Source organism: Flavobacterium sp. CECT 9288 (assembly GCF_918731615.1).
Taxonomy (GTDB): Bacteria; Bacteroidota; Bacteroidia; order Flavobacteriales; family Flavobacteriaceae; genus Flavobacterium.
In genome coordinates this window covers 1,075,856-1,101,346 of sequence record NZ_OU957226.1, presented here as the reverse complement: position 1 = coordinate 1,101,346, position 25,491 = coordinate 1,075,856, and the positions used below count along the sequence as shown (strand labels likewise).

The window sequence follows — 25,491 nt, the reverse complement described above, 5'->3', positions numbered from 1 at the left end:
ACAGGTTTTTTTTAAATGAACTTACGATACTACATTTTAGCTTTCAATGCTTTAGATTCTGCAGTCATTTCAAGAGCGTTGTAAACTCCTAATAATGTTTTAGAAACATCTGTATTTTTAGGATCTAACTCCACTCCTTTTTCTAAAAATGGTATTGCTGAACGAAAAATATCTTCTCTTTTCTTTTTCAATTCATCATAACGTTTTTGATCTTTTGTTGATGTTCCAAGCTTATTCATCTCGTCAATGATTTCTTTTTCATTATCAAGTTTCATTGCAGCTAGATTAATATAAGCATTAAGATATTTTGGATTAATCTCAAGTACTCTCTTATAATACTTCTCAGCATCTACGAAATTTTTAGCATTTGCACTGATAACTCCTAGGTTAAAAATTAAATCTGCATCATTTGGATTTTTTTCTAAAACCTCAGCAATTAATTTTTTGTAGGTATCAAAATCTTTTGTTTCAAGGTATAAATTAGCCTCAGTCAATAAAAGAGAACCATCTTCTGGATTAGCAACTCTCGCATCTGCAATTGCTTTTTTAGCTTCGGCAACTTGACCTTTTTCAACTAAGATTAAAGCTAAATTCTTGTAAATCTCACCTCTTTTTGATGGAACAACTTCAGTTCTTGGTTTTTCATGAGTTCCCATTTTTACCATTTTATCTCTTTCTTGAAGAGAAGTGAAAAAGTCTTCCTGCGTAGTTAATTTATTTACTGCAAAATAACTTGTTCCTTTACCAGAATAATTTAAAGTTTTTAAGTTACTATACAATTCTAATGCTTTGTCATAATCTTTTGCATTCACATAAGTGGATGCAGCATAATACAAGTTAATCGTATCTTTTTTATCTAACTGATAAGCGTCATACAATTTTCTAGCGCTGTCAGAGAATTTTTCAACCTTTGAATCTGCTATAGCATTATTAATCAATTTGTATTTAATATCAGTAATTGAAGTAGCAGCTTGTGCAGTAAATTTAACTTTACCCGAAGCTTTTTCAGCAGCAATTAAATCTTGGTAAGCAACTGCTGCTTGAGATAAATTTTTATCAGTATCAATACTTTTATTAGCCAAATCCAATAATGTATTTCCTTTTACAAAATAAAACTGTGCTTTTTCAGCATCAGGTGCGTTAGCGATCAACGGTTCCGCTTCAGCTAATAGCGTTACAGCTTCTTGACTTTTTCCGCTTTTTAATGCCTTTTCAGCTGCTTTAATTTGATCTTTTTGAGCAAAAGTAGCTACTGATACCAATAAAGTTGATGCTAGTATTACATATTTACTATTCATAATATTCTCTGTTTGTTTAATAATTATTCTTAATTGATTTTCTATTTTTATTCTTCTGATTCGTCTTCATCAGCTTCCTCGTTAGCATCGTCTTCGTCTTCAACTACTTCGTCATCGTCTTCATCATCCTCAACAACTCCTTCATCTTCAAGGATTTCAAGATCTGGTTTTATGCGCTCTATTGTAGCCGATTCAATTACATTACCATCTTCATCAACAACAACTTCATTAACATCATCTTTCATCACTTTGGTAACAGCCGCAATAGAATCTTTACCTTTAAGGTTTATAAGTCGAACACCTTGTGTTGCTCTTCCCATTACTCTTAAATCTTCAATTGCCATTCTAATCGTTAAACCAGATTTGTTGATAATCATTAAATCATCAGCATCTGTCACCGCGTTAATAGAAATCAGTTGGCCTGTTTTTTCGGTAATATTTAATGTTTTAACACCTTTTCCACCACGATTTGTAATTCTATACACATCTTCTCCATCATCATCAACAAGTTTTGTACGTTTACCATAACCATTTTCAGTAACAACAAGAATTTGAGAATCGTTTATGTCATTTTTATCCACAGTAACCATGCCAATTACCTCATCAGTTTCGTCTTTTAAAGTAATTCCACGAACTCCAGAAGCGGTTCTACCCATTGGTCTGGTTTTAGTTTCCTCAAAACGCACCAATTTACCTGATTTAACAGCTAATATAATTTGGCTTTCCCCATTTGTCAATTTAGCTTCAAGTAATTCGTCACCTTCTTTAATAGTAATTGCCGCAACACCATTGACTCTAGGTTTAGAGTATTTCTCTAAAGATGTTTTCTTTACTTGTCCTTGCTTAGTAACCATAACAAGATTATGACTATTGATATAGTCTTTATCTTTTAAATCTTGGGTACAAATGAACGCTTTAACTTTATCATCACTTTCTATGTTGACCAAGTTTTGAATTGCTCTACCTTTTGCCGTTTTACTTCCTTCTGGAATTTCATAGACACGCATCCAGAAACACTTCCCTTTTTGAGTAAAGAACATCATGTACTGATGATTAGTAGCTACAAACATGTGTTCTAAGAAATCTTGATCTCTTGTACCCGCACTTTTTTGACCTACTCCTCCTCTATTTTGGGTTTTATATTCTGTTAAGTTAGTACGCTTAATATAACCAGCATGCGAAATGGTGATTACCACATTTTCGTCGGCAATTAAATCTTCAATACTTACATCACCACCTGAATATTGAATGGCAGAACGACGTTCGTCACCGTACTTATCACGAATTTCTTCTAACTCTTCTTTGATTAATGCTGTTCTTAAATTAACATCGGCAAGTAAGGCTCTCAAGTGATCAATCAACTTCATGATTTCTTCATATTCTGCTCTTAACTTGTCTTGCTCAAGACCTGTTAATTGACGCAAACGCATTTCTACAATTGCTCTAGACTGAATATCGGATAAATTAAATCTTTCAATTAATTTAGTTCTAGCTTCTTCTGTATTTTTAGAGGCTTTAATTAATGCAATTACCTCGTCAATATTATCTGAGGCAATGATTAACCCTTCTAAAATATGAGCTCTTTCTTCGGCTTTTCTTAAATCAAATTGCGTTCTACGAATAACTACATCATGACGGTGTTCTACAAAATAGTGAATCATATCTTTAAGATTCAACATTTGCGGACGCCCTTTAACCAAAGCAATATTATTTACACTGAAAGAAGATTGTAGTTGTGTGTACTTATATAATGTATTTAAAACTACATTAGGAGTTGCATCTCTCTTTAATATATAAACAATTCGCATTCCATTTCTATCCGATTCATCACGGATGTTTGCAATTCCTTCTATCTTTTTCTCATTTACCAAGTCAGCAGTACGCTTGATCATGTCTGCTTTGTTAACTTGATACGGAATTTCGGTAACAATAATAGATTCTCTTCCGTCAACTTCTTCAAAACCTACTTTGGCACGCATTACAATACGTCCTCTACCGGTTTTAAAAGCTTCGCGAACACCTTCATAACCATATATAATACCTCCAGTAGGAAAATCCGGTGCTTTTATATGATTCATCAACTCATCTATCTCAATTTCATTGTTATCAATATAAGCAAGTGTACCATTAATGACTTCGGTTAAGTTGTGTGGTGGCATATTAGTAGCCATACCTACAGCAATACCGGTAGCACCGTTAATCAATAAAGTAGGTACGCGGGTTGGCATTACTTTTGGCTCATACAAAGTATCATCAAAGTTCAGTTGAAAATCAACAGTTTCTTTTTCGATGTCTGCCATAATTTCTTCCGAAATTTTGCGCATTCTAGCCTCAGTATAACGCATTGCAGCTGGACTATCTCCATCTACAGAACCAAAGTTACCTTGACCATCAATTAATAAGTAACGCATACTCCATTCTTGAGCCATACGTACCATAGCATCATATACAGATGTATCACCGTGCGGATGATACTTACCTAAAACTTCTCCAACAATTCTTGCGGATTTTTTATGGGCTTTATTTGAAAAAACTCCTAGATCATACATTCCATAAAGAACTCTTCGATGTACAGGCTTTAAACCATCTCTAACATCTGGAAGCGCTCTTGATACAATTACTGACATCGAATAGTCGATATAAGCTGATTTCATTTCATCTTCTATGTTAATAGGAATTAACTTTTCTCCTTCAGACATAAGTTGTTATATTAAATAATTATATTAATTTCAAAACGTGCCAATATACGGCTTTCTGATTTTTTTTCGCTAGTTTTATAGGAGTTATTTACAAGATTTATTAACAATATCAAGTGTCAATTTAGTTAATAATTTAAGGGGAATTTAACTATAAAATCATGATAATTTTTGTCACTTAGCTGACATAGGATTGGAATAGGAATGGTTTTTGTTTTTCAATACTTAATTCACTAAATTTACGATATCAAATATATATTATGGATGATAATTTTTCACCAAGAGTAAAAGACGTTATAACCTACAGTAAGGAAGAAGCCCTACGATTAGGTCACGATTTTATAGGTACAGAACATTTAATGCTAGGCATACTAAGAGACGGGAATGGAAAAGCAATCCAGATTTTAAACAGTCTTGATATAGACTTAGACCATTTGCGAAGAAAAGTAGAAATACTAAGCCCAGCAATCCCGGGAATAGATACAAATACTGAAAAGAAAAACTTGCATTTAACGCGACAAGCCGAACGTGCTTTAAAAACTACTTTTCTAGAGGCCAAGGTCTTTCAAAGCATATCTATTAGTACCGCACATCTTTTATTATGCATCCTAAGAAACGAAAACGATCCCACAACAAAGCTATTGAATAAACTTAAAATTGATTACGATATAGCTAAAGAACAGTATTTAAATATGACTCCAAGCGAAGACGATTTTACCGAAAATTTACCTAGAAATGAATCATACAATGACGATTCAGGACAAGATGACAGTTTTAAAGAAGGAACTTTCAACAATCCAGCCAATAAGTCTAACAAGAAGTCAAAAACTCCTGTTTTAGATAATTTTGGTAGAGATTTAACAGAAATGGCCGAAGAAGGAAAACTAGATCCAGTAGTAGGACGCGAAAAAGAAATAGAACGTGTTTCACAAATCTTGAGCCGTCGTAAAAAAAACAACCCCTTATTAATAGGAGAACCTGGAGTTGGGAAATCAGCAATTGCTGAAGGTTTAGCATTACGCATCATTCAGAAAAAAGTTTCTAGAACATTATTCAACAAGCGTGTAGTAACACTTGATCTTGCAAGCCTTGTTGCTGGAACAAAATACCGTGGCCAGTTTGAAGAACGCATGAAAGCAGTGATGAATGAACTAGAAAAAAATGATGACATCATTTTATTCATTGATGAAATTCATACCATTGTAGGCGCAGGTGGAGCAACAGGTTCTCTAGATGCATCAAATATGTTTAAACCTGCTCTAGCTAGAGGAGAAATTCAATGTATTGGTGCTACAACTCTTGACGAATACCGCCAGTACATAGAAAAAGACGGTGCTTTAGAAAGACGTTTTCAAAAAATAATTGTAGAACCAACATCGGTAACTGAAACAATTACAATTTTGAACAACATAAAGAATAAGTATGAAGACCACCACAATGTAACTTTTACACAGGAAGCAATTGAAGCTTGTGTAAAACTTACAGATCGTTACATGTCTGACCGTTTTTTACCAGACAAAGCTATTGATGCTTTAGACGAAGCTGGATCTAGAGTACACATTACAAATATTGAGGTCCCAAAGCAAATTTTAGATCTAGAAAGACAACTTGAAGAAGTTAGAGAACTAAAAAATGTTGTGGTCAAAAAACAAAAATACGAAGAAGCAGCAAAACTTAGAGATGACGAAAAACGCATCGAAAAAGATTTGGCAATAGCACAAGAACAATGGGAAGAAGATGCTAAAAACAATCGCATAGAAGTTACTGAGGACAATGTTGCAGATGTTGTTTCAATGATGAGTGGTATTCCAGTAAACCGTATTGCCCAAACCGAAAGTAACAAACTGGCTAAATTACCAGAACTTATTGAGGGTAAAGTTATAGGTCAAAAAGAAGCTGTAATGAAAATTGCACGCTCTATTCAAAGAAATCGTGCTGGATTAAAAGATCCTAATAGACCTATTGGTTCTTTTATTTTCTTGGGACAAACTGGAGTTGGAAAAACACAATTAGCTAAAGTAATTGCCAAAGAACTTTTCGACTCAGAAGATGCATTGATACGCATAGACATGAGCGAGTACATGGAGAAATTTGCTATTTCACGCTTAGTTGGCGCACCTCCGGGATACGTAGGATATGAAGAAGGTGGTCAGCTTACTGAAAAAGTAAGAAGAAAACCATATTGTGTTGTACTGTTAGATGAAATTGAAAAAGCACATCCTGATGTTTTCAACATGTTACTACAAGTTCTTGATGACGGATTTTTGACAGACAGTCTTGGTCGAAAAATTGATTTTAAAAATACAATTATCATCATGACATCTAATGTGGGTGCTAGACAATTGAAAGATTTTGGACAAGGAGTTGGATTTGGAACTGCTGCTAAAGTATCACAGGCAGATGATAATTCTAAAAGTATCATTGAAAATGCATTGAAAAAAACTTTTGCTCCAGAATTCCTTAATCGAATTGACGATGTAATTGTATTTAATGCTTTAGAAAAACATGATATTGATTTGATTATTGAAATTGAATTGAAAAAATTATTTGCACGTGTTGCCGAATTAGGTTACCAATTAAATCTTTCTGATAAAGCAAAAGCGTTTATCGCTGATAAAGGTTTTGATAAACAATTTGGTGCTCGACCGCTAAAAAGAGCCATTCAAAAATACGTAGAAGACACACTTGCCGAAGAAATTATTACTTCAAAAATAAGTGTTGGCGATGAAATTTTCATGGATATTGAAGATGGAGCTCAAGAACTAACTGTAAAAGTTCACAAAACAGGCGAAGCTTCAAACTTATAAACTCATGTAGATTCGTATATTTAAACCCGTTACGTTTTCATAACATAACGGGTTTATTGTTTACAAAAAAACATCCTTACTTTTAAAAACAAATATATACATTTGAACTTTAAATAAAGGTTAATCAAAAAATAGGTATGCCAGATAATAAAGTAATTTTAGGTAGTGAGGAATGGTGTTCTTTTCCAGAACTAGGAATTCCTACCATAAAAGCACGCGTAGATTCGGGAGCGAAAACCTCCGCATTACACGCAATAAACATTGCTCCATTTATAAAAAATGATAGTAATTGGGTGAAATTTGACATTAATCCCATACAAAACAATCTAAAAACCGTCATTCATTGTGAAGCTCCCTTGATTGATAAACGTATTGTGAAAAGCTCTAGCGGTTTTAGAGAACAACGTTATGTGATTCAAACTAATTTACAATTAGGAACCGCACAATGGCCTATAGAGATGACTTTGACTAACAGAGACTCAATGGGTTTTAGAATGCTCCTTGGTCGTGAGGCAATGAGCGGACGTGTACTCGTAGACCCTGAACAAAAATACCTACTAGGACAACCTACAACAGACACTCTAAAAGAATTATATAAAAATTCAGAAAAAGCAGCATCAGGATTACGAATAGGTCTTTTAGCTAGCAACCCAGAACTATATAGCAACAAACGTATTATGGAAGCGGGTGAAATGCGAGGTCATGAAATGCATTTTTTAAATATCAAGGAATGCTACATGAAATTAGATGCCAAAACACCTGAAATTCATTACCGAGGCGGAAAAATTTTAAATCAATTTGACGCTATTATTCCAAGAATTAGACCTAGTATCACATTTTATGGTTGTGCCTTAACACGACAATTTGAAGCTTTAAAAGTATATTGCTTGAACTCATCAAATGCTATTACACAATCTCGTGACAAGCTTTATTCGCTACAATTACTGCTAAATCATGGCGTTGAAATTCCCACTACAGGATTTGCTAATTCACCATTAGATACCGATGATTTAATTAAAATGGTAGGAGGTTCCCCCTTAATTGTAAAACTACTTGAAGGCACTCAAGGAAAAGGAGTTGTTTTAGCCGAAACAAAAAAAGCAGCTGAAAGTGTAATTAATGCCTTTAAGAGTTTGAATGCAAATATATTAGTTCAAGAATTCATTAAAGAAGCGAATGGAAAAGACATTCGTTGCTTTGTCATCGACGGAAAAGTGGTTGCTGCTATTCAGCGAGAGGCAATGCCAGGAGAATTTAGAGCAAATATACATCTAGGAGGAACAGCCTCTGTAATTAAAGTCACGCCAGAGGAAAAGAAAATTGCCATTAAGGCAACAAAAGCAATGGATTTAAAAGTAGCAGGTGTTGACATAATACGTTCTTCAAAAGGTCCGTTACTACTAGAAGTTAACTCATCTCCAGGGCTCGAAGGAATAGAAGGCGCTACAAATAAAGATATTGCTGGCGAGATGATCAAAGCCATTGAAAAACATTTTCATCAAAAAACAGATTTGAAATAACCAATTTCCATATAGACTTTAACGTCAAAATAAAAGATCCTAAAGTCGAGCGAACCACATAAATAAATATACAGTACAAATGAACGAATACCTAACTATAATTGTTCGAAGTAGTGCTGTATATTTTTTTATGGTCATTGCGCTCCGTCTTTTTGGCAAAAAAGAATTATCCCAATTGAATACTGCTGATGTTATTCTAATCTTACTCATTAGCAACTCTGTTCAAAATGCAATGGTAGGAAACAATACTAGTCTGTGGGGAGGCTTAGCAGCAGCATCAGTCCTTTTTTGCATTAATTTTATTTTAAAAAAACTAATGTTCAGATATCCTAAATTTAGTGATTTCATGCAAGAAAAGCCCGAAATCTTAATTCATAATGGCCATTTAGACTTTAAAACTCTAAGTAAATTGAACATCACTTCAGATGAATTAAAAGAATCCATGAGAGAACAAGGAATAGAACATTTTAATGAAGTAAAACTTGCCATGTTAGAGATTGATGGCAACATTAGTATTATTTCGGGTAATACTCATTTAAAAAAGACCTATCACAAAAGAAAACACAATCATAAAAATCTTAACATATAAAAAAAGTCTAGTTTCTGTTTGAATTATCAACTTTTAATCACATTAAAGAAATGTATATTTTCCAGATTTTAAAGACTAAAGTGACATAATAAGTTTTTGTATTTTATCAATATAATATTGAGATAAGAAATTATTTCATGTAAAAAAAACCATTCCGCTAAGAATGGTTTTTTTATACAATATTTTAATATTCTAATTTTAAATAAAAATACGAAACATATAATATATGATAGCTGCTAAAATTGCTGAAATAGGAATAGTAAGTACCCAAGCCCAAATAAGACTTACGGTCATTCCCCAACGCACAGCTGATACTCTTTTTGTTAATCCAACACCAATAATAGAACCTGTAATTGTATGTGTAGTACTCACAGGAACTTTAAAATGCTCCGTAAAATATAAGGTTAATGCACCAGCGGTTTCTGCAGCAACTCCTTCAAAAGAAGTAACTTTAGTAATTTTAGACCCCATTGTTTTCACAATTTTCCAGCCACCGCTTAATGTTCCAGCAGCAATTGCAGAGTAACAAGCTAGAGGAATCCATTCTGGCATTTTAAAAACACCTTCATCATTTGGTAAAACCACATCTAACCAATCTGGAAGACTTTCTTGACTCAACCCACTGGTTTGAATGTAAACTGTTACCGCAGCAGCAATAATACCCATAACTTTTTGTGAATCATTACCTCCATGACCTAAACTAAATGCTGCGGATGATAATAACTGCATTTTTTTTAACCAAGCTGTTGATTGATGCAAGTTCAAACTACTAAATAGCAAACCAAAACCACTCACCGTTAAAATTATAAATGCAACTAAAAACCATTTAATATTATGAGATTCAAATACTACGCTCCAAAAATGTGAGTCAAAACGTGGCTTCTTAATATCAGCATAATACACCATTTGAGACTCTACGAACCAAATCGTCAATAGCATCAAACAAACTGTAAAAATCTTTGGGTAAATACTTTTTTTAGAAGCATTTAAAAGCCAAATTGATATTAAATAAGACATCAACGCTCCTAATAATGGCGCTAGTACAATAAAAGCAATAATCACTAATACACCTGACGGAAAACCGCCGTCTTTACCTGGTGTATACCAATTTACTGTGTCATACCAATATGCGGTATGCATATCGGCTCCAGCACCTACCGTATAACCTGAAAATCCATGAACAGCAAGAGCGTGAGCTATGGCTGCCCCTGCAAAACCTCCAATAAGGGTATGTGATGAACTAGATGGAATACCTTGCCACCAAGTAAATAAATTCCAAATAATTGCTGCTATAACACCTGCTAATATTACAACAAGATCAATCTCGAGTGTGTTGGCTGTTTTTGCAACTGTATCTGCTACACCAAAACCAAAAACCCAATAGGCTAAAAAGTTAAAAAAAGCAGCCCAAACTACAGCTTGAAATGGCGACAAAACTTTTGTTGCAACAACTGTAGCTATTGCATTGGCAGCATCATGAAAACCATTGATGTAATCAAAGATTAAAGCCAATACAATGATAACTATAAGTAAGGTGAAATCCATAAGAGTTATTTCAGATAAAAAGGAATAGGATTAAGAATGTTTTACAGAAATAGATTCTAGAACTGCAGCTACACTTTTACACTTATCTGTAGCTGTTTCTAGCACAGAAAGTACTTCCTTATATTTGATAATATTTTTGGCATCCGTTTCGTTTTCAAATAAATCTAAAACAGCTTTATCGTAAACATTATCAGACTTATTTTCTAACTTATTGATGCGAACACAAGCATCAGTAATGTTTTTCATTTTCTTTAAATCTCTCAATTCTCTTATGGCAATATCAATATTTTGACATGCTTCAAGATTAATCTCCGTTAATTTACGAATTGATTTAGTGATTTTATCCACTTGGTACAAACGCATTCTACTTGCTGCTCCATGAAGGTTATCAGCAACATTATCAATTGCAGTAATTAAAGAGTGAATATCTTCTCTATCAAATGGTGTGATGAAATTTCTGCTCAACTCAAGGTTTGTTTGACGTGTAATGTCCTCTCCTTTTTGTTCTAAAAGATCTATTTTTTGAAAAAGGATCTCACGCTCTTTAAAAGGTAAATTTACAGCTTCATGTAAATTTATAGCTATTTCAATTAAATTACTAGATGCTTCTTCAAAAAGTGGAAAGAACTTTTTGTCTTTAGGAACCAAAAATTGGAAAAAATTATTAATGTTCATTTGATTTAATTTTAGTTTGGCAAAATTACTTCATTAATAATTGCTAACGTTAAGCCATTGTTAACAAATTATTTTCAACTGGATAAGTATTCAAGAAAGCTACTGTCTTTAAAATATCGTAATGAAGAATTCTATCCTCAGTAATCAAAGGCACCACAGCGCGATATGACTCTATAAAATTTTCTATTAAAACACTTGACTTTAAAGGTTTTCGGTATTCAAGTGCTTGTGATGCATTGAGGAGTTCAATGGCTAAAATACGTTCTAAATTAACAACAACACGAAGTGCTTTTGTAGCTGCATTAGCTCCCATACTTACATGATCTTCTTGACCGTTACTGGAAACAATATTATCAACACTTGCTGGCGTAGCCAATTGCTTATTTTGACTTGCAATACTAGCTGCCGCATATTGCGGGATCATAAGACCTGAGTTAAGACCCGGATTATCAACCAAAAATGCCGGCAATCCCCTACTGCCTGATATTAATTGATAGGTTCTACGCTCAGAGATACTACCTAATTCTGAAAGGGCAATTGCCATAAAATCAAGTGCCATGGCAAGAGGCTGTCCATGAAAATTCCCTCCTGAAATTATTTGATCCTCATCGATAAATATATTAGGATTATCGGTTACCGAATTAATCTCAGTAGTGAATATTTTTTTTACATATTCAAAAACATCTTTTGAAGCTCCATGAACTTGTGGAATACATCTAAACGAGTAGGGATCTTGTACATGAATTTTGGGCTGTTTTATAATTTCACTACCTGACAGAAAATGAACCATGTTCTTTGCTGTAATGATCTGCCCTTTATGAGGTCTAACAAAATGAATGAGCTCATTAAAAGGCTCTATTCTTCCATCAAAACCCTCTAGAGATACAGCACTTATGAAATCCGCAAAAAAAGATAAAGTATTGGATTTAAGCAAAGCATAAACTCCATAAGCGCTCATAAATTGAGTCCCATTCAACAATGCTAATCCTTCTTTTGATTTCAATACAATAGGTTCCCAATCAAATTCTTTTAAAACCACTGCCGCTTCAACCTTTTGATCTTTGTAGTAAACCTCACCTTGACCAATGATTGGTAAAGATAAATGCGCCAATGGTGCTAAGTCACCACTAGCTCCAAGAGAGCCTTGCGTATAAATTACGGGTAAAATATTATTGTTGTAAAAAGATAGTAATCTTTCAACTGTTTCTAGTTGAATACCGGAGTTCCCATAACTTAGAGATTGTATTTTTAATAACAACATTAGCTTAACAATCTCTTTTGGAACTTCATCTCCTGTTCCACAAGCATGAGATTGCACTAAGTTTTCTTGAAGTTTAGACAAATTTTCATTAGAAATTTTCACATTGCATAATGAACCAAACCCCGTGTTTATACCATAAATAGGCTCAATTTGAGACACCATTTTTTTGTCTAAATACGTTCTACAATTTTGTATATTAATTTTTGCCTCATCTGACAGGGCTAAAAATTTATTCTCTTTGATAATTTTATTTATAGTTTCAAGCGTAAGCATCTCAGTGCTAATATAATGTGTATTATCCATCAGTATCTTATTTGAAAAGTAAATTTGATCAATTCTTTATTAGTACACAACATAAATTAATACAAATTTCTATTTCTAGCTTAAACAAAATTTAATTTTAAAAAGACAACTGTATACCAAACAAATAAAACATCTGCTTAAAAGTATTCTTTAATCCATTTCAAAAATGGTACAAATCAGACAATCAAAAGCATTTTATGGCTTAACAAAAGAAATGTATCAAATAAAAAACTAAATTCTTATCGTATTAAAAATCAGAAAAAAACATTAAAAAATACGAATCTCATGATTATAAATACAATTTATTACATCTAATTTAGATATCTATAATTTACGCTTTACAAAATTCATATTTCATAAAAATACAATAAACATGCTCATTTTAAACTAAATACTGTATTTTTGAAAAACAAATGATCTACAACAAAGCAACATATAACTCTACGGCTACTACCCAATTATGGGAAGTAACTTTTGTTGCTTTTACTTTTACATCAACTACTACTACCCCTTAGGGGTATCTATTTACATATAATCCTATACGTATACTTTGTAAAAAGTCAATTTTGCAGGTGATAAATTTATGTTGTAATCATGACACAACAATTTACACCCATCAAGATCATTCGATTCTAAAAAACCAAACACTATAAAAAATGAAAGTACTCAAATTTGGAGGCACTTCTGTGGCCAATGCGCAAAATATAAAATTGATGATGTCCATTGTCAAGATTCAATCCCAAGATCAACAAATCCTTGTAGTAGTATCTGCTTTTAGCAAAGTTACTGATATGCTGCAACTTGCTTCACAAAAAGCCGCTCATGGAGATGAAAATTACAAAAAAATTCTTGTTGAAATTGAAAAGAAACACCTTGACGTTTTAAAAGAACTCATCCCTATTCAAGAGCAAAGCGGTTTGCTAAGCCACGTGAAAAGAATTATTAATCATCTTGAAACTTTACTTGATGGTTGCTACCTTTTAGGTGAATTATCTGCTAGAACATCCGATACAATTTTAAGTTTTGGTGAGTTGCTTTCTTCATTTATCATATCCGAAGGAATGCAGCAAATAATCCCAAATAGTGGTTACAAAGACAGTAGGGAATTAATCAAAACCAATGCTGATTTTGGAAAAGCAACGGTAAATTTTGAAGTAACAAATAAACTGATTAATGAATTTTTCGAGTCAAATGATAAACAGGTAGTTGTAATGCCAGGTTTTATTGCTGCTTCATTAGACGGAATCAATACAACTTTAGGTCGCGGAGGATCTGACTATACGGCAGCTATTCTTGCGGGCGCACTTAATGTAAAGGAACTTGAAATTTGGACTGATGTTAACGGAATGTTTACCGCAAACCCTAAAATTGTAAAACAAGCTAAACCCATAGCATACATTTCCTATCAAGAGGCCATGGAGTTATCCCATTTTGGCGCTAAAGTTTTGTATCCGCCAACAATACAGCCTGTTTTAAGAAAAAACATTCCTATTTTAATCAAAAATACTTTTGAACCAGAAGCCGAAGGAACATACATTTCGAACCAAATTACAGCATCATCCAATCCTGTAAAAGGAATCACACATATTGATGCCATTACATTGATTACACTTGAAGGATCTGGAATGATTGGTGTTTCTGGTTCTTCTAAAAGGCTTTTTGAAGTATTATCGCATCATAAAATAAATGTAATTTTTATTACCCAAGCTTCATCTGAGCATTCTATTTGTATCGGGATTTTAAATTCAGATGCAGCTTTAGCCGAGAATGCAATCAACGCCGCATTTGAAATTGAAATTCTGCAAAATAAAGTTAATCCATGTATTGTTGAACAAAATCTTTGTATAATAGCCTTAGTTGGCGAAAATATGAAGAACCATCAAGGTTTGAGCGGTAGAATGTTTAGTACTTTAGGTAAAAATAACGTTAACATCAGAGCAATTGCTCAAGGTGCTTCGGAAAGAAATATTTCAGCTGTAATTAACGAAAGAGATGTAAAAAAAGCATTAAATGTTTTACACGAAAACTTTTTTGAAGAAAACACAAAGCAACTCAACTTATTTGTAATGGGCGTGGGTAATGTAGGTGAAAAATTCATTGAACAAATTCACCAACAAAAGAAATTCCTTAAAGAAAAATTAAAAATTAACCTTCGCATTATAGCCTTGTCAAATTCCCGAAAAATGTATTTTGATGAAGATAGTATTTCTCTTAAAGATTGGAAATTTGTATTAGAAACGGGAGAAGAAGCGAACCAAAATCTGTTTTTTGAACAAATTAAAAATCTGAATTTACGCAACAGTATTTTTGTTGATATTACTGCTAATGAGAGTGTATCACAAACGTATGAACACTATTTAAAAAACAATATTGCCGTTGTAACCTGCAACAAAATTGCTTGTGCATCTGGATACGAAAACTACAAAAAATTAAAAAAATTATCAAGGCAATACAATGCGCCTTTTCTTTTTGAAACTAATGTAGGTGCAGGTTTACCCATTATTGATACCGTAAAAAATCTAGTTGCTTCTGGCGATAAAGTCAATAAGATTCAAGCTGTTTTATCAGGAAGTTTGAACTTTATTTTTAATAATTTCGATGAAAATAACACTTTTCATAATGTAGTTAAAGAAGCTGGTGTACAAGGATTTACAGAGCCAGATCCAAAGATAGATTTGAGCGGAATTGACGTAGCTAGAAAAATATTAATCTTGATTCGTGAAAGCGGTTACAAAATGGAAATTGACGAAATTACAAACGAATCGTTCATGCCTGCTGAATGTTTGGAGACAACTAATAATGAAGCTTTTTTCAAATCCTTACAAACACATGCGGCACATTTTGAAACTATTTATAAAGAAGCGTTAAGCAAAGAATCACGATTAAAATATGTGGCGCAATTTGAAGACGGAAAAGCTAATGTTGGTTTAAGATTCATTCCGAAAGACCATCCGTTTTACAATTTGGAAGGAAAAGACAATATTGTATTGTTCTTCACAGATCGTTACGTAGACCAACCCTTATTAATCAAAGGTGCTGGCGCGGGAGCTGCGGTTACCGCTTCGGGGATTTTTGCAGATGTAATAAGAATTGGAAATATATAAATAAGTCGTAAAGTTGAATGTCATAAAGTCTGAAAGTTACCACCTTGATTTTATATCCATTCCTATGACTTTACCACTTTATGACATTAGACTTTAAGACTAAAATTATGAATGAAATAAAAATATTTTGCCCAGCTACAATTGCTAATCTCTCTTGTGGCTTTGATGTATTAGGATTGTGTCTTGATACAGCGGGTGACGAAATGGTCATCAGGAAATCTGCGGTAAAAGGGATTCGCATTACTAAGATTGTAGGTGCTGATTTACCATTGGAAACCGAAAAAAATGTTGCCGGAGTCTCCGCTTTGGCGATGCTGGAAGCGGTTGAAACCGAATTTGGTTTTGAAATCGAAATTTACAAAAACATCAAAGCCGGAAGTGGAATTGGGAGCAGTGCCGCGAGTGCAGCGGGTGCTGTTTTTGGAATTAATGAATTATTGGGACGCCCATTTACACGTAAAGAATTGGTTGTATTTGCGATGCAAGGCGAAAAGTTAGCCAGTGGAAATGCACATGCAGATAACGTTGCTCCTGCTCTACTAGGTGGTTTTACATTGGTAAGAAGTTCAAATCCGCTGGATATTATAAAAATAGAAAGTCCATCTGAATTGTTCGCCACCGTGATCCATCCTCAAATTGAGTTGAAAACATCAGATGCTCGGTCGGTTTTAAAACAAACCGTTTCCTTAAAAAGTGCCGTCATCCAATGGGGAAATGTAGGCGGGTTGATTGCTGGTTTATACACACAAGATTATGAATTAATAGGCAGATCCTTGCATGACGAAATCATAGAACCCTTGCGCAGTGTGTTGATTCCTGGATTTGATTTAATCAAGAAAACGGCCTACGAGCATGGCGCATTAGGTTCAGGAATATCAGGTTCAGGTCCTTCTATTTTTGCTTTAAGCAAAGGTATAGAAACTGCCAATAACTTAGCAACAGCTATGAGTGCCGTATTTGAAAAAATGAATGTACCCTATGAAATTCACGTTTCAAAAGTAAATGATGAAGGAATGAAAATAATTTTATAAGCATTAAGCATTAGGCATTAGGCAAAAAGCTTAATGCATAAAGCATACTGCGTAAAGCAAATAAAAATGAAATACTACAGTTTAAACCATAACGCACCCAAAGTTTCTTTCAAAGAAGCTGTAATACAAGGATTAGCATCTGATAAAGGATTGTATTTTCCAGAAACCATTAACCCGTTAACAACTGCTTTTTTTGAAACCATCGAAAATTTAAGCAACGAAGAAATAGCTTTTGAAGCGATTCAACAATTTGTAGGTGATGCAATTCCAGAAACCACTTTAAAACAAATCATCGCTGAAACATTATGCTTTGATTTTCCTATTGTCGAAATTGAAAAAAACATTTACTCTCTTGAATTGTTTCATGGTCCAACAATGGCTTTCAAAGACGTAGGAGCGCGATTTATGTCACGTTGTTTGGGGTATTTCAATAAAGATAAAGTCGATAGTAAAAATACGGTTTTAGTTGCCACCTCTGGCGATACAGGTGGTGCTGTCGCCAGTGGGTTCCTTGGGGTAAAAGGCGTTGAAGTTATTATACTATATCCATCGGGTAAAGTGAGCGATATTCAAGAACGACAATTGACCACTTTGGGACAAAATATTAAAGCGCTAGAAGTGGATGGCGTTTTTGATGATTGTCAAGATATGGTAAAAAAAGCGTTTTTGGACGAAAGTCTACAACATAAAAACTTAACCTCAGCAAATTCCATCAATATTGCGCGTTGGTTGCCGCAAATGTTTTATTTCTTCTTTGCTTATAAGGAATTAAAGAAACATAATAAATCTTTAATTTTCTCTTGTCCAAGTGGGAATTTTGGGAATATTTGCGCAGGGATTATTGCAAAAAAAATGGGATTACCCATTGAACATTTTGTAGCTGCAACGAATGTAAATGATACCGTTCCGAGATTTTTAGAAAACGGAATTTACAATCCAAAACCTTCCAAAGCTACAATTTCGAATGCGATGGACGTAGGAAATCCAAGTAATTTTATTCGAATTCAGGAAATGTACCAAAATGATTTGGAGCAATTCAAAAAAGATTTTTCTTCGTTTACGTTCTCTGATGCTGAAACTTTAACAGCCATGAAAACCATTTATGACACCAACGGTTATATTGCAGAACCTCATGGAGCTGTGGGCTATCTTGGTTTAAAAAAAGAATTAGAAAATTATCCAAATGCAATAGGTGTTTTCTTAGAAACTGCACATCCTATAAAATTTTTAGACACTGTAGAATCAGCATTAAATATTACATTACCCATACCAATCCAAATAGAAACTGTTTTAGGTAAAGAAAAAGTGAGTGTTAAAATTAAAACGTATGAGGATTTGAGAAATTTTTTAAAATAATTTGACAAACTGTTTGTCTAACTTTATTTTATGCTATAGATCCAAGAAAAAGTGAATTCGGATGTGGAGTACTCTGTGAAAAGCTTTCAAATCTGTGGCAAAAAACAGTATTGTTACCAATTAGGTAGTCAAATAAAACCTCTATTTAAAAAAAAGCGGAAATGCTTTAGCAACCAAAGTTGTTTTATGAATATTTTTTGGGGTTACCAATGAAGAACAAAAAAGAGATGCGTCATACATTGAGATTTCAATCATGATATGGCGCTATTTTTTGATTAATTTTACTACTTTAGATTCAAGTAATATTGTATTATAATGCAAATAACCACGAGAAAAAAATTCGCAATAATTATTTCATTTTTATTGCTCCTACTTGCTCCTTTAATTGCCATGCAATTTACAAAAGAAGTGCAGTGGTCTTTATTTGATTTTGCTTTGGCAGCACTTTTGTTATCATTTACAGCACTACTTATTATGTTTATTTTGCATTCGCTCCAAAAAACAAAATTTAAATTTTTAACCCTGCTGTTTGTTATGTTTGCCTTTCTGCTATTGTGGGCAGAACTAGCTGTTGGCGTTTTCAACAGTCCCATTTCTGGAAAATAAACCTTATTGAAAAATGATTCAACATGCATAAAAATTATTTGAACATTCTGTTACTCGTCGTTTATCATTTTAGTTTTGGACAATTAAAACCGATAGAAGTAAGCTATTTCTATCCAAAAAACGAAGCATCCTTTAATTCTATAAATGATGTAATATCATTTGATTATGAGTCAAAAAAATATGGAAAAACAACTATGATTGTTCACAGCACAGGCACTTTTGGATCATTTGATTTCATTTTTAAGAAAAAAATATTAAAATTAACTCGAACAATAAACTTTAAGAATGTAAGTGTTGAAGAGGAATATAACATGGCTACTAAAAAATGGAAAACAACTGAAAATTCTAATACTTATCCCCCTAAAACGGAGAAGGCAATTGATACAACAACCTACAGCACACATCATTTATACGCTATTATTTTAGCGTATGATCATGGAGGCGTAGTAGAAAAAGTGTTGTTTCAAGATTTTGGAAATGAAATTTATTGGCCTGAATTTGATTATAAAAATTGTAGCATATCTGATGAAAATAAAGATGGCATTCCTGAGTTTTATCTAACGTATATGGGAAATTCTGACGGATTAGATGCTAAGCCTTTAAAGCAAATTATTTATTCGTTTGCTAATAAAAAATTAGAAAAGAGTAAAGCAACAGCTTATTTCCCTGCTGGAAATGAAGAAGACACATTTCACATTGAATATGACATCAACTGGAAAAAACTACACAAAGCCATACAAACCAAAAGTCAAAAAATAATCAACCAACACAAATAGTGTCACCAATTGTATTTTAAACTGTCAAGAAAAGTTTGATTGGGCAAATATTATTGAACCCTATTCATTAAATTTAGAAACTTATGAGTATTCATTTTAGAAAGGCAAATCAAACAGATGCTACTGCAATTTGGACCATTTTGCAACACGCTATTTTGCGAAGAAAAAATGACGGAAGCACACAATGGCAAGATGGTTATCCCAATCCAGAAATTGTAAACAACGATATTTTAAAAGGCGCTGGGTATGTTTTAGTACAAGATCAAACTATCATAGGCTATACAGCAGTATATATTAATGATGAGCCTGCTTATGAAAATATTCAAGGAAAATGGCTGACAAATAACGACTTCCTGGTGGTACACCGCATTGCCATTGGCGAAAGCCAAACAGGAAAAGGACTTGCAAAAATGATTTTAAAATATGTTGAAGAACTAGCACTTGAAAAAAACATCTATAGCATAAAAGCAGATACCAACTTTGATAACCTGCCTATGTTGCACCTCTTTGAGAATTTAGACTATCAATATTGCGGCGAAGTTTTTTTTAGAGGAAGTCCTCGAAAAGCTTTTGAAAAAATACTAAAACCGTAATCCGTCTGCAAAATAAAAACGGTTTACAAATCCCTTATGTTTTTACTGATAACAAAGAAGAGGTTTGTAAACCGTGTTTAAAAAGTATTGTTGTATTTAAAAAACTAAGCTTCCAATTAAGCTGTCGTTTCTTCCTCTGCTTCGGCTATAAATTCCATGTGATCTTCTATTTCTGTTGTAGAATCTGGTTTTGAAGCTTTTAAAGCATTAAATCGTTCTAATTGCTCAAGTTCACCTTCATCACCACTAAAATAAGGAAAAACATCCATAATAGCTGACTCAGATACGGCAGGAATGGTGTAATCGCCCATGGTTCCTTTCATAATTGTTATTGTATTGTCATAGGCTTCACGTACATCATTGGCTTGAACTAGCATGTACATATTTGTCTTGCGTTCCTTTCCGCTCTCTTCATCATAAGCAACTAGTGAAACTTTAGAACGAAACCATCTGTCTGCATTTTCAAAAGGGTGGATTTCTGCATAATTAGCCACTTTAATATTGGTGATTTTAAACTCTTCACTAATATACGCTGCCATTTCTTCATTAATTCTACTTTCGGCTTCTGTATACGATATAGCATCAACCAGATACGGTTCAGTCGTAATTTTTTGACCACCAGTCTCATCTGTTTTTCTATATTTTACTTTGCATTCGTACCAAATATTACTCATTTCAATTATTTTTTAGGATGCCAAAGATAATTTTTAAAGAAAATAAACAACCTTTTTTTTCAAATAGATATTCACAAATTTCTTTTCGATTATTGGTTCATATAATCTTAAATCCAAAAAAAATCTCTCCTAAAAAGAGAGATTTTATAAACATTATTTTATGTATTAGTCAATAAAAGTAACTAAATCTGATTTACTCTTTCTGACTTTTACCAAGTCTGCTAACCAGTCATTTTTAGCATCACGGTAACCTACAGGCAGTATAACACAACTTCTAAGTCCTTTTTCTCTTAAACCTAAAATCTCATCAAGAGCATCAGGATCAAAACCTTCAATAGGCGTGGTATCTACACCCTCAAAAGCAGCCGCTGCAATTGCCATTGCAAAAGCAATATACGCTTGTCTTGCTGCATGTTGAAAGTTAATTTCTGGATCTTTTTGTGGATAACTGTTTAAAAGCATTTGTCTGTAATTTTCAAATCCTTCGTTTTTAAAACCACGAATCTCATTTGTAAGATCAAACATGGTATTGATACGCTCTGTAGTATATGTGTCCCAAGCAGCAAAAACAAGCAAATGTGAACAATCTGTAATTACTGATTGATTCCATCCTATAACTCTTATTTTCTCTTTAATCTCTTGATTAGTAACTACCATTATTTCAAAAGGCTGTAAACCACTTGATGTTGGTGCTAAAATAGCAGCTTCTAGAATGGCATCAATTTTTTCTTGTGAAACTTTTTCACCGTTCATTGCCTTTGCGGCATATCTCCATTTCAATATATCTATTAATTCCATTTTATATAAAGTATTAAGTATTTAAAAATTACTATGTTTTGATGCTATCCCAAGCCATTTTAAAACTACTGTTTAATAGGTCTTGATTAACAATACAAAGCTGGTTATTGTGCATGTTCATTAAGAACGCCATGGGATAAATAGTGTGTGCATATAATAAATAAGGTGAATATTCCTTTATGATTCCTGCCTGTATTCCTGATTTCCATAAATCAAAAAGTGGAGTCAGGAAAAGCAATCCTTCTTGTCTGGTTTGATCATCAATCATAGGGGTGTTATCACATTGCGACAAAAATGACGCTTCCTCTAGATGTGCTAATTTATATTGTGCCATGTTGTGCCAAATGGTTTCAAACTGTTTGGAAATAGTATCCCCTGGCGCATGTGAACTAAATGCTACTTGAGCAAAATTAGATTTTACAGAAAGATACAACTGATTAAGCAATTCTTGTTTGCTATCAAAAAAAAGATAAATGGTAGCGGGTGATATAGATGCTTCTTTGGCAATTTTAGCCATGGATGCCCCTTGAATTCCTCCATTATTAACAAGCTGTAAAGTAGCTTTTAAAAGCGCTAGACGTTTGTTAATACTTTTTTGTAGCTGAGCCATATTCTAATTTTTGTTGAAATCTTATTTTATTACAATACAAAAGTAATACTAAAAAAGAATGAACGTTCATAAATTTAAGTTAATACTATAAAACATTGACTAATTAATTTTTGTTAAATAAAAGTTAAATAAAAATTAAACAACCGTTTAATTTAAACACATGTTTAATTTTGTTTCATCTAAAAAAGATTCTTTTGAAAAGTAATTTTAATGACAAACAGATTCAAATTCTAGAAGTTGCAGAAACTCTATTCTCAGAAAAAGGATTTGACGGTACCTCAATACGGAACATTGCTAAACTAGCCCAAATTAATGTGGCTATGGTTTCCTATTATTTTGGTTCCAAAGAGCGTTTGCTTGAATCTTTAATTGTCTATCGCACTTCAGATTTAAAACTCCAATTGGACAAACTCCTTCAAGAAGAAATAGAGCCTTTGGAAAAAATAAATAAATTAATAGCACTATATATTGATAGAATAAATCTTAATAAAGGTATCTATCGCATTTTACATTTTGAATTTACATCTAAAAAAAGAGAACAAAATATTCAAACATTCTCTGAACTTAGAAAAGGAAATTTAAAATCCCTAGAATTAATTATTGAAGAAGGACAAAAAAAAGGAATTTTTAGGAAAGATGTTATTATACCTCTTATAACACCAACTATTTTAGGAACTTTTTTTCATTTCCACATGAACAAACCTTTTTTTGAGAATTTATTGAATTTAAAAACAGAGGATTTATATAACAATTATATCAAGACCAATTTGACTAATCACATTCAACAAACAATAAAAGCCTTGCTAATATATGAAAGCTAGTAAATTCATGCTCTTTGGGATTTTCTTCATCGGAATTTCAGCTGTAGAAGCACAACAGAAAACAAGTCTTACGCTTACCGAAGCAATAGACATGGCTTGGAGTAAAAGTAATGAGATTACTTTAGCTAACACTAAGATCAAAACAAAAAAACTCGAGTTACAAGCCACAAAAAACAATCAATATCCAGATTTAAAACTTTCCGGGCAGTACCAACGCTTAGCAAATGCAGGTATCAATTTTAAGTTAAATCAAAGTAGTGATCCACAACAAATGCCTGTTGTCAACCAATTAATGGTAGGACAATTGAATGCTACAGTTCCAGTTTTTGCAGGATTTAAACTCCAAAATAGCATTAAAGCTCAGGACTATTTGTACCAAGCAGAAATGGCTAATGCGGAACAGACCAAAGAGGAAATTGCTTTGCGTGTAATAGAGTATTATGCAAATTTATACAAAGCACAAAAAACAATCGAAATTTTAAAGGAAAATCAAAAAAGTGCCAAACAAAGAGTAAAGGATTTTATTGAACTTGAAAAAAACGGTATCATTCCTAGAAATGATTTGTTGAAATCTAAACTTCAAGTTTCTAAAATTCAGTTATCACTAGATGAAACCACAAACAACTTAAAAACGATTAATTTCTATTTAACTACGCTGTTAAAATTAAATCCAGAAACGCAACTTGAAATTAGAGAAGCTGATTTTGCTGATTTTAAAATGACAAATGTGCCCACAAATGAATTGCCAGCCTTAGAAAATAGAAAAGATTTAAAAGCGTTACAACATCAAGTAAAAGCCAGCGAAACTAATGTAAAAATATCTAAAGGTTCCTACTATCCTACTATAGCGCTTGTGGGCGGGTACACGGCACTAGACTTGAGCAATGTTATAACAGTTCAAAATGCTATGAATGTGGGCTTAGGAATTTCGTATGATTTAAGTATGCTTTTGAAAAATGGAACTTTGGTGAAAATTGCTGAAAATAAAGTTATAGAAGTGCAAAATAACGAAGCAATTTTAACAGATTATATTCGGACACAAGTCAAAAAAGCCATTGAGGACTATGATCTTGCTTTAAAACAAACTCTAGTTTATGAGGAGGCACAAGAGCAAGCCACAGAAAATTATCGTATTGTTAAAGATAAATACGACAACGGACTATCTGACACAAATGATTTGCTTGAAGCTGATGTAGAGCAACTCAATTCAAAAATTAATAAAGCTTTGGCGAAAGCCAATAGTATTCAAAAATATTACGAGTTACTCTCGGTTACAGGTCAATTATCACAATCATTCAATCTCGCTCATAAATAAACTACTACCATGGAAAAGAAAAAAACAAACACGAAATTTATAATTATCCTAGTAGCATTAGTAGTTTTGGGTGGCGCATATGGTACTTTTAAATACATGCATTCACTAGCACATGAAGAAACTGATGATGCACAAATTGAAAAGAAAATGAACCCAATTATCCCTAGAGTTTCTGGATATGTAGATAAAGTCTATATTAAGGATAATGATTTTGTAAAAAAAGGAGATACACTTTTTACAATTGATAAAAGAGATTATTTATTAAAAATTGATGAAGCTACCGCTGCGCTTGTAGGTGCAGAAGGCAATTTAGAGGTATCAAAAGCTGATATTGGTAGCGCACTTGCAAGCATATCAGTATCTGATGCTAATGTGCTTTTTGCTGGTGGTAACATTCAAACTGCAAAAATAAGATTAGATCGTGCAACGAGTGATTACATTCGTTATGAGAATTTATACAAAAGCCACTCTATTACTAAACAACAATATGAGCAGGCACTAGCGGCTAAATTGGAAGCCGAAAATCAGGTTCGTGTTTTACAACAACAAGAACGAGCCAGCGCTTTTCAAAAATCAGTTACTGTTGCAAAATCAAAAGTTTCTAACAAACAAACTGAGGTAGCTGCTGCCAATATTAAGCGCGCAAGAGCATTACTTGATGCTGCTAAGCTTAACTTATCCTACACCGTTATCACTGCAGCAATAGATGGACAAGTTTCTAAAATAGACATACAACCGGGACAACTAGTACAACCTGGACAATCTTTATTTTACATCATCAATAATAACGAAGCATGGGTAGTTGCTAATTTTAAAGAAACTCAACTTAACAAAATGGTAGTTGGCCAAAAAGTTACGGTAAAAGTTGATGCTTATCCAGATTATGATTTCCAAGGGACCTTAACCTCCTTTTCTCCTGCTACGGGTTCTAAATTTTCTTTGCTTCCGCCAGATAATGCCACCGGAAATTTTGTAAAAACAATTCAAAGATTACCAGTTAAAATTAGTTTAGACCCAACAAATGATGCCGGGAAAATTAAATTATTGCGTCCTGGTATGAATGTAGATGTTGATGTTAGAATAGATTAAGCATTTTAAAATGTTAATCTGGAA

20 protein-coding genes are annotated in these 25,491 nt (G+C 33.2%); 12 read left to right on the top strand and 8 right to left on the bottom strand.

Annotated elements, in window-relative coordinates; genetic code table 11:
• Nucleotides 1–29: 29 nt before the first annotated feature.
• Nucleotides 30–1,298, bottom strand: coding sequence for a tetratricopeptide repeat protein (locus LQ189_RS04875; RefSeq protein ID WP_230154670.1), 1,269 nt, complete (start codon nt 1,296–1,298; stop codon nt 30–32).
• A 47-nt stretch (nt 1,299–1,345) separates the two neighbouring features.
• Nucleotides 1,346–3,997 carry a DNA gyrase subunit A gene (gyrA, locus tag LQ189_RS04870; protein ID WP_230154668.1) on the bottom strand — a complete coding sequence of 884 codons (2,652 nt, stop codon included), beginning with the start codon at nt 3,995–3,997 and terminating at the stop codon, nt 1,346–1,348.
• A gap of 257 nt (nt 3,998–4,254) precedes the next feature.
• Here gyrA and LQ189_RS04865 point away from each other — a divergent pair, with 257 nt between their 5' ends.
• The 3 genes from LQ189_RS04865 to LQ189_RS04855 all read left to right on the top strand — a co-directional run bounded on the left by LQ189_RS04865 (nt 4,255) and on the right by LQ189_RS04855 (nt 8,910).
• Nucleotides 4,255–6,801 (top strand): ATP-dependent Clp protease ATP-binding subunit, encoded by a 2,547-nt coding sequence (locus LQ189_RS04865; RefSeq protein WP_230154666.1) that lies wholly within the window; start codon nt 4,255–4,257, stop codon nt 6,799–6,801.
• Nucleotides 6,802–6,938: 137 nt separating this feature from the next.
• Nucleotides 6,939–8,321, top strand: coding sequence for a 30S ribosomal protein S6--L-glutamate ligase (gene rimK / locus LQ189_RS04860; protein ID WP_086453592.1), 1,383 nt, complete (start codon nt 6,939–6,941; stop codon nt 8,319–8,321).
• A gap of 79 nt (nt 8,322–8,400) precedes the next feature.
• The gene (locus LQ189_RS04855; protein ID WP_230154664.1) at nt 8,401–8,910 is read left to right on the top strand and encodes a DUF421 domain-containing protein; all 510 of its coding nucleotides are present in this window, start codon (nt 8,401–8,403) and stop codon (nt 8,908–8,910) included.
• A gap of 198 nt (nt 8,911–9,108) precedes the next feature.
• Here LQ189_RS04855 and LQ189_RS04850 read toward each other — a convergent pair whose 3' ends face one another.
• Genes LQ189_RS04850 through hutH form a run of 3 tightly spaced genes read right to left on the bottom strand, consistent with a single transcriptional unit; the run spans nt 9,109 to nt 12,694 of the window.
• On the bottom strand, nt 9,109–10,455 hold the full coding sequence (locus tag LQ189_RS04850) for an inorganic phosphate transporter (RefSeq protein ID WP_230154662.1): 1,347 nt from the start codon (nt 10,453–10,455) through the stop codon (nt 9,109–9,111).
• Nucleotides 10,456–10,485: 30 nt separating this feature from the next.
• Nucleotides 10,486–11,130 (bottom strand): DUF47 domain-containing protein, encoded by a 645-nt coding sequence (locus LQ189_RS04845; RefSeq protein ID WP_230154660.1) that lies wholly within the window; start codon nt 11,128–11,130, stop codon nt 10,486–10,488.
• A gap of 49 nt (nt 11,131–11,179) precedes the next feature.
• Nucleotides 11,180–12,694 (bottom strand): histidine ammonia-lyase, encoded by a 1,515-nt coding sequence (gene hutH, locus LQ189_RS04840; RefSeq protein ID WP_230154658.1) that lies wholly within the window; start codon nt 12,692–12,694, stop codon nt 11,180–11,182.
• Nucleotides 12,695–13,350: 656 nt separating this feature from the next.
• On the opposite strand from hutH, the gene thrA reads away from it, so the two are divergent.
• From thrA to LQ189_RS04810, 6 genes are all read left to right on the top strand, one after another.
• A complete protein-coding gene (gene thrA / locus LQ189_RS04835) occupies nt 13,351–15,798 on the top strand; it encodes a bifunctional aspartate kinase/homoserine dehydrogenase I (protein WP_230154656.1) in 2,448 nt (815 codons plus the stop codon).
• A gap of 107 nt (nt 15,799–15,905) precedes the next feature.
• Nucleotides 15,906–16,829 carry a homoserine kinase gene (locus LQ189_RS04830; RefSeq protein ID WP_230154654.1) on the top strand — a complete coding sequence of 308 codons (924 nt, stop codon included), beginning with the start codon at nt 15,906–15,908 and terminating at the stop codon, nt 16,827–16,829.
• Between the two features lie 66 nt (nt 16,830–16,895).
• Nucleotides 16,896–18,185, top strand: coding sequence for a threonine synthase (gene thrC, locus LQ189_RS04825; protein ID WP_230154652.1), 1,290 nt, complete (start codon nt 16,896–16,898; stop codon nt 18,183–18,185).
• A gap of 390 nt (nt 18,186–18,575) precedes the next feature.
• Nucleotides 18,576–18,791, top strand: a complete 216-nt coding sequence (locus tag LQ189_RS04820) for a hypothetical protein (protein ID WP_230154650.1) — start codon at nt 18,576–18,578, stop codon at nt 18,789–18,791.
• Nucleotides 18,792–18,814: 23 nt separating this feature from the next.
• Nucleotides 18,815–19,567: a hypothetical protein gene (locus LQ189_RS04815; protein ID WP_230154648.1), complete on the top strand. Its 753-nt coding sequence runs from the start codon at nt 18,815–18,817 to the stop codon at nt 19,565–19,567.
• Nucleotides 19,568–19,650: 83 nt separating this feature from the next.
• A complete protein-coding gene (locus tag LQ189_RS04810; RefSeq protein ID WP_086453448.1) occupies nt 19,651–20,160 on the top strand; it encodes a GNAT family N-acetyltransferase in 510 nt (169 codons plus the stop codon).
• 116 nt (nt 20,161–20,276) lie between these two features.
• Here the strand turns inward: LQ189_RS04810 and LQ189_RS04805 are convergent, their stop codons facing one another.
• The 3 genes from LQ189_RS04805 to LQ189_RS04795 all read right to left on the bottom strand — a co-directional run bounded on the left by LQ189_RS04805 (nt 20,277) and on the right by LQ189_RS04795 (nt 22,242).
• Nucleotides 20,277–20,834, bottom strand: coding sequence for a DUF4494 domain-containing protein (locus tag LQ189_RS04805; protein ID WP_230154646.1), 558 nt, complete (start codon nt 20,832–20,834; stop codon nt 20,277–20,279).
• A 165-nt stretch (nt 20,835–20,999) separates the two neighbouring features.
• Nucleotides 21,000–21,632: a nitroreductase family protein gene (locus LQ189_RS04800; RefSeq protein ID WP_230154644.1), complete on the bottom strand. Its 633-nt coding sequence runs from the start codon at nt 21,630–21,632 to the stop codon at nt 21,000–21,002.
• A 31-nt stretch (nt 21,633–21,663) separates the two neighbouring features.
• On the bottom strand, nt 21,664–22,242 hold the full coding sequence (locus tag LQ189_RS04795; protein WP_230154642.1) for a TetR/AcrR family transcriptional regulator: 579 nt from the start codon (nt 22,240–22,242) through the stop codon (nt 21,664–21,666).
• Nucleotides 22,243–22,436: 194 nt separating this feature from the next.
• On the opposite strand from LQ189_RS04795, the gene LQ189_RS04790 reads away from it, so the two are divergent.
• From LQ189_RS04790 to LQ189_RS04780, 3 genes are read left to right on the top strand one after another with little or no spacing between them, the layout of a single operon-like run.
• On the top strand, nt 22,437–23,063 hold the full coding sequence (locus LQ189_RS04790) for a TetR family transcriptional regulator (RefSeq protein ID WP_230154640.1): 627 nt from the start codon (nt 22,437–22,439) through the stop codon (nt 23,061–23,063).
• Nucleotides 23,053–24,378, top strand: a complete 1,326-nt coding sequence (locus LQ189_RS04785; RefSeq protein WP_230154638.1) for a TolC family protein — start codon at nt 23,053–23,055, stop codon at nt 24,376–24,378. Before LQ189_RS04790 ends, LQ189_RS04785 begins: the two co-directional genes overlap by 11 nt.
• Nucleotides 24,379–24,387: 9 nt before the next feature.
• Nucleotides 24,388–25,467: an HlyD family secretion protein gene (locus LQ189_RS04780; protein ID WP_230154636.1), complete on the top strand. Its 1,080-nt coding sequence runs from the start codon at nt 24,388–24,390 to the stop codon at nt 25,465–25,467.
• Nucleotides 25,468–25,491 lie beyond the last annotated feature (24 nt).

What these genes read in the sequence shown, in the direction of transcription:
- LQ189_RS04875 (WP_230154670.1), bottom strand. Translation starts at nt 1,298, where the DNA reads ATGAATAGTAAATATGTAATACTAGCATCAACTTTATTGGTATCAGTA.
- gyrA (WP_230154668.1), bottom strand. Translation starts at nt 3,997, where the DNA reads ATGTCTGAAGGAGAAAAGTTAATTCCTATTAACATAGAAGATGAAATG.
- LQ189_RS04865 (WP_230154666.1), top strand. Translation starts at nt 4,255, where the DNA reads ATGGATGATAATTTTTCACCAAGAGTAAAAGACGTTATAACCTACAGT.
- rimK (WP_086453592.1), top strand. Translation starts at nt 6,939, where the DNA reads ATGCCAGATAATAAAGTAATTTTAGGTAGTGAGGAATGGTGTTCTTTT.
- LQ189_RS04855 (WP_230154664.1), top strand. Translation starts at nt 8,401, where the DNA reads ATGAACGAATACCTAACTATAATTGTTCGAAGTAGTGCTGTATATTTT.
- LQ189_RS04850 (WP_230154662.1), bottom strand. Translation starts at nt 10,455, where the DNA reads ATGGATTTCACCTTACTTATAGTTATCATTGTATTGGCTTTAATCTTT.
- LQ189_RS04845 (WP_230154660.1), bottom strand. Translation starts at nt 11,130, where the DNA reads ATGAACATTAATAATTTTTTCCAATTTTTGGTTCCTAAAGACAAAAAG.
- hutH (WP_230154658.1), bottom strand. Translation starts at nt 12,694, where the DNA reads ATGGATAATACACATTATATTAGCACTGAGATGCTTACGCTTGAAACT.
- thrA (WP_230154656.1), top strand. Translation starts at nt 13,351, where the DNA reads ATGAAAGTACTCAAATTTGGAGGCACTTCTGTGGCCAATGCGCAAAAT.
- LQ189_RS04830 (WP_230154654.1), top strand. Translation starts at nt 15,906, where the DNA reads ATGAATGAAATAAAAATATTTTGCCCAGCTACAATTGCTAATCTCTCT.
- thrC (WP_230154652.1), top strand. Translation starts at nt 16,896, where the DNA reads ATGAAATACTACAGTTTAAACCATAACGCACCCAAAGTTTCTTTCAAA.
- LQ189_RS04820 (WP_230154650.1), top strand. Translation starts at nt 18,576, where the DNA reads ATGCAATTTACAAAAGAAGTGCAGTGGTCTTTATTTGATTTTGCTTTG.
- LQ189_RS04815 (WP_230154648.1), top strand. Translation starts at nt 18,815, where the DNA reads ATGCATAAAAATTATTTGAACATTCTGTTACTCGTCGTTTATCATTTT.
- LQ189_RS04810 (WP_086453448.1), top strand. Translation starts at nt 19,651, where the DNA reads ATGAGTATTCATTTTAGAAAGGCAAATCAAACAGATGCTACTGCAATT.
- LQ189_RS04805 (WP_230154646.1), bottom strand. Translation starts at nt 20,834, where the DNA reads ATGAGTAATATTTGGTACGAATGCAAAGTAAAATATAGAAAAACAGAT.
- LQ189_RS04800 (WP_230154644.1), bottom strand. Translation starts at nt 21,632, where the DNA reads ATGGAATTAATAGATATATTGAAATGGAGATATGCCGCAAAGGCAATG.
- LQ189_RS04795 (WP_230154642.1), bottom strand. Translation starts at nt 22,242, where the DNA reads ATGGCTCAGCTACAAAAAAGTATTAACAAACGTCTAGCGCTTTTAAAA.
- LQ189_RS04785 (WP_230154638.1), top strand. Translation starts at nt 23,053, where the DNA reads ATGAAAGCTAGTAAATTCATGCTCTTTGGGATTTTCTTCATCGGAATT.
- LQ189_RS04780 (WP_230154636.1), top strand. Translation starts at nt 24,388, where the DNA reads ATGGAAAAGAAAAAAACAAACACGAAATTTATAATTATCCTAGTAGCA.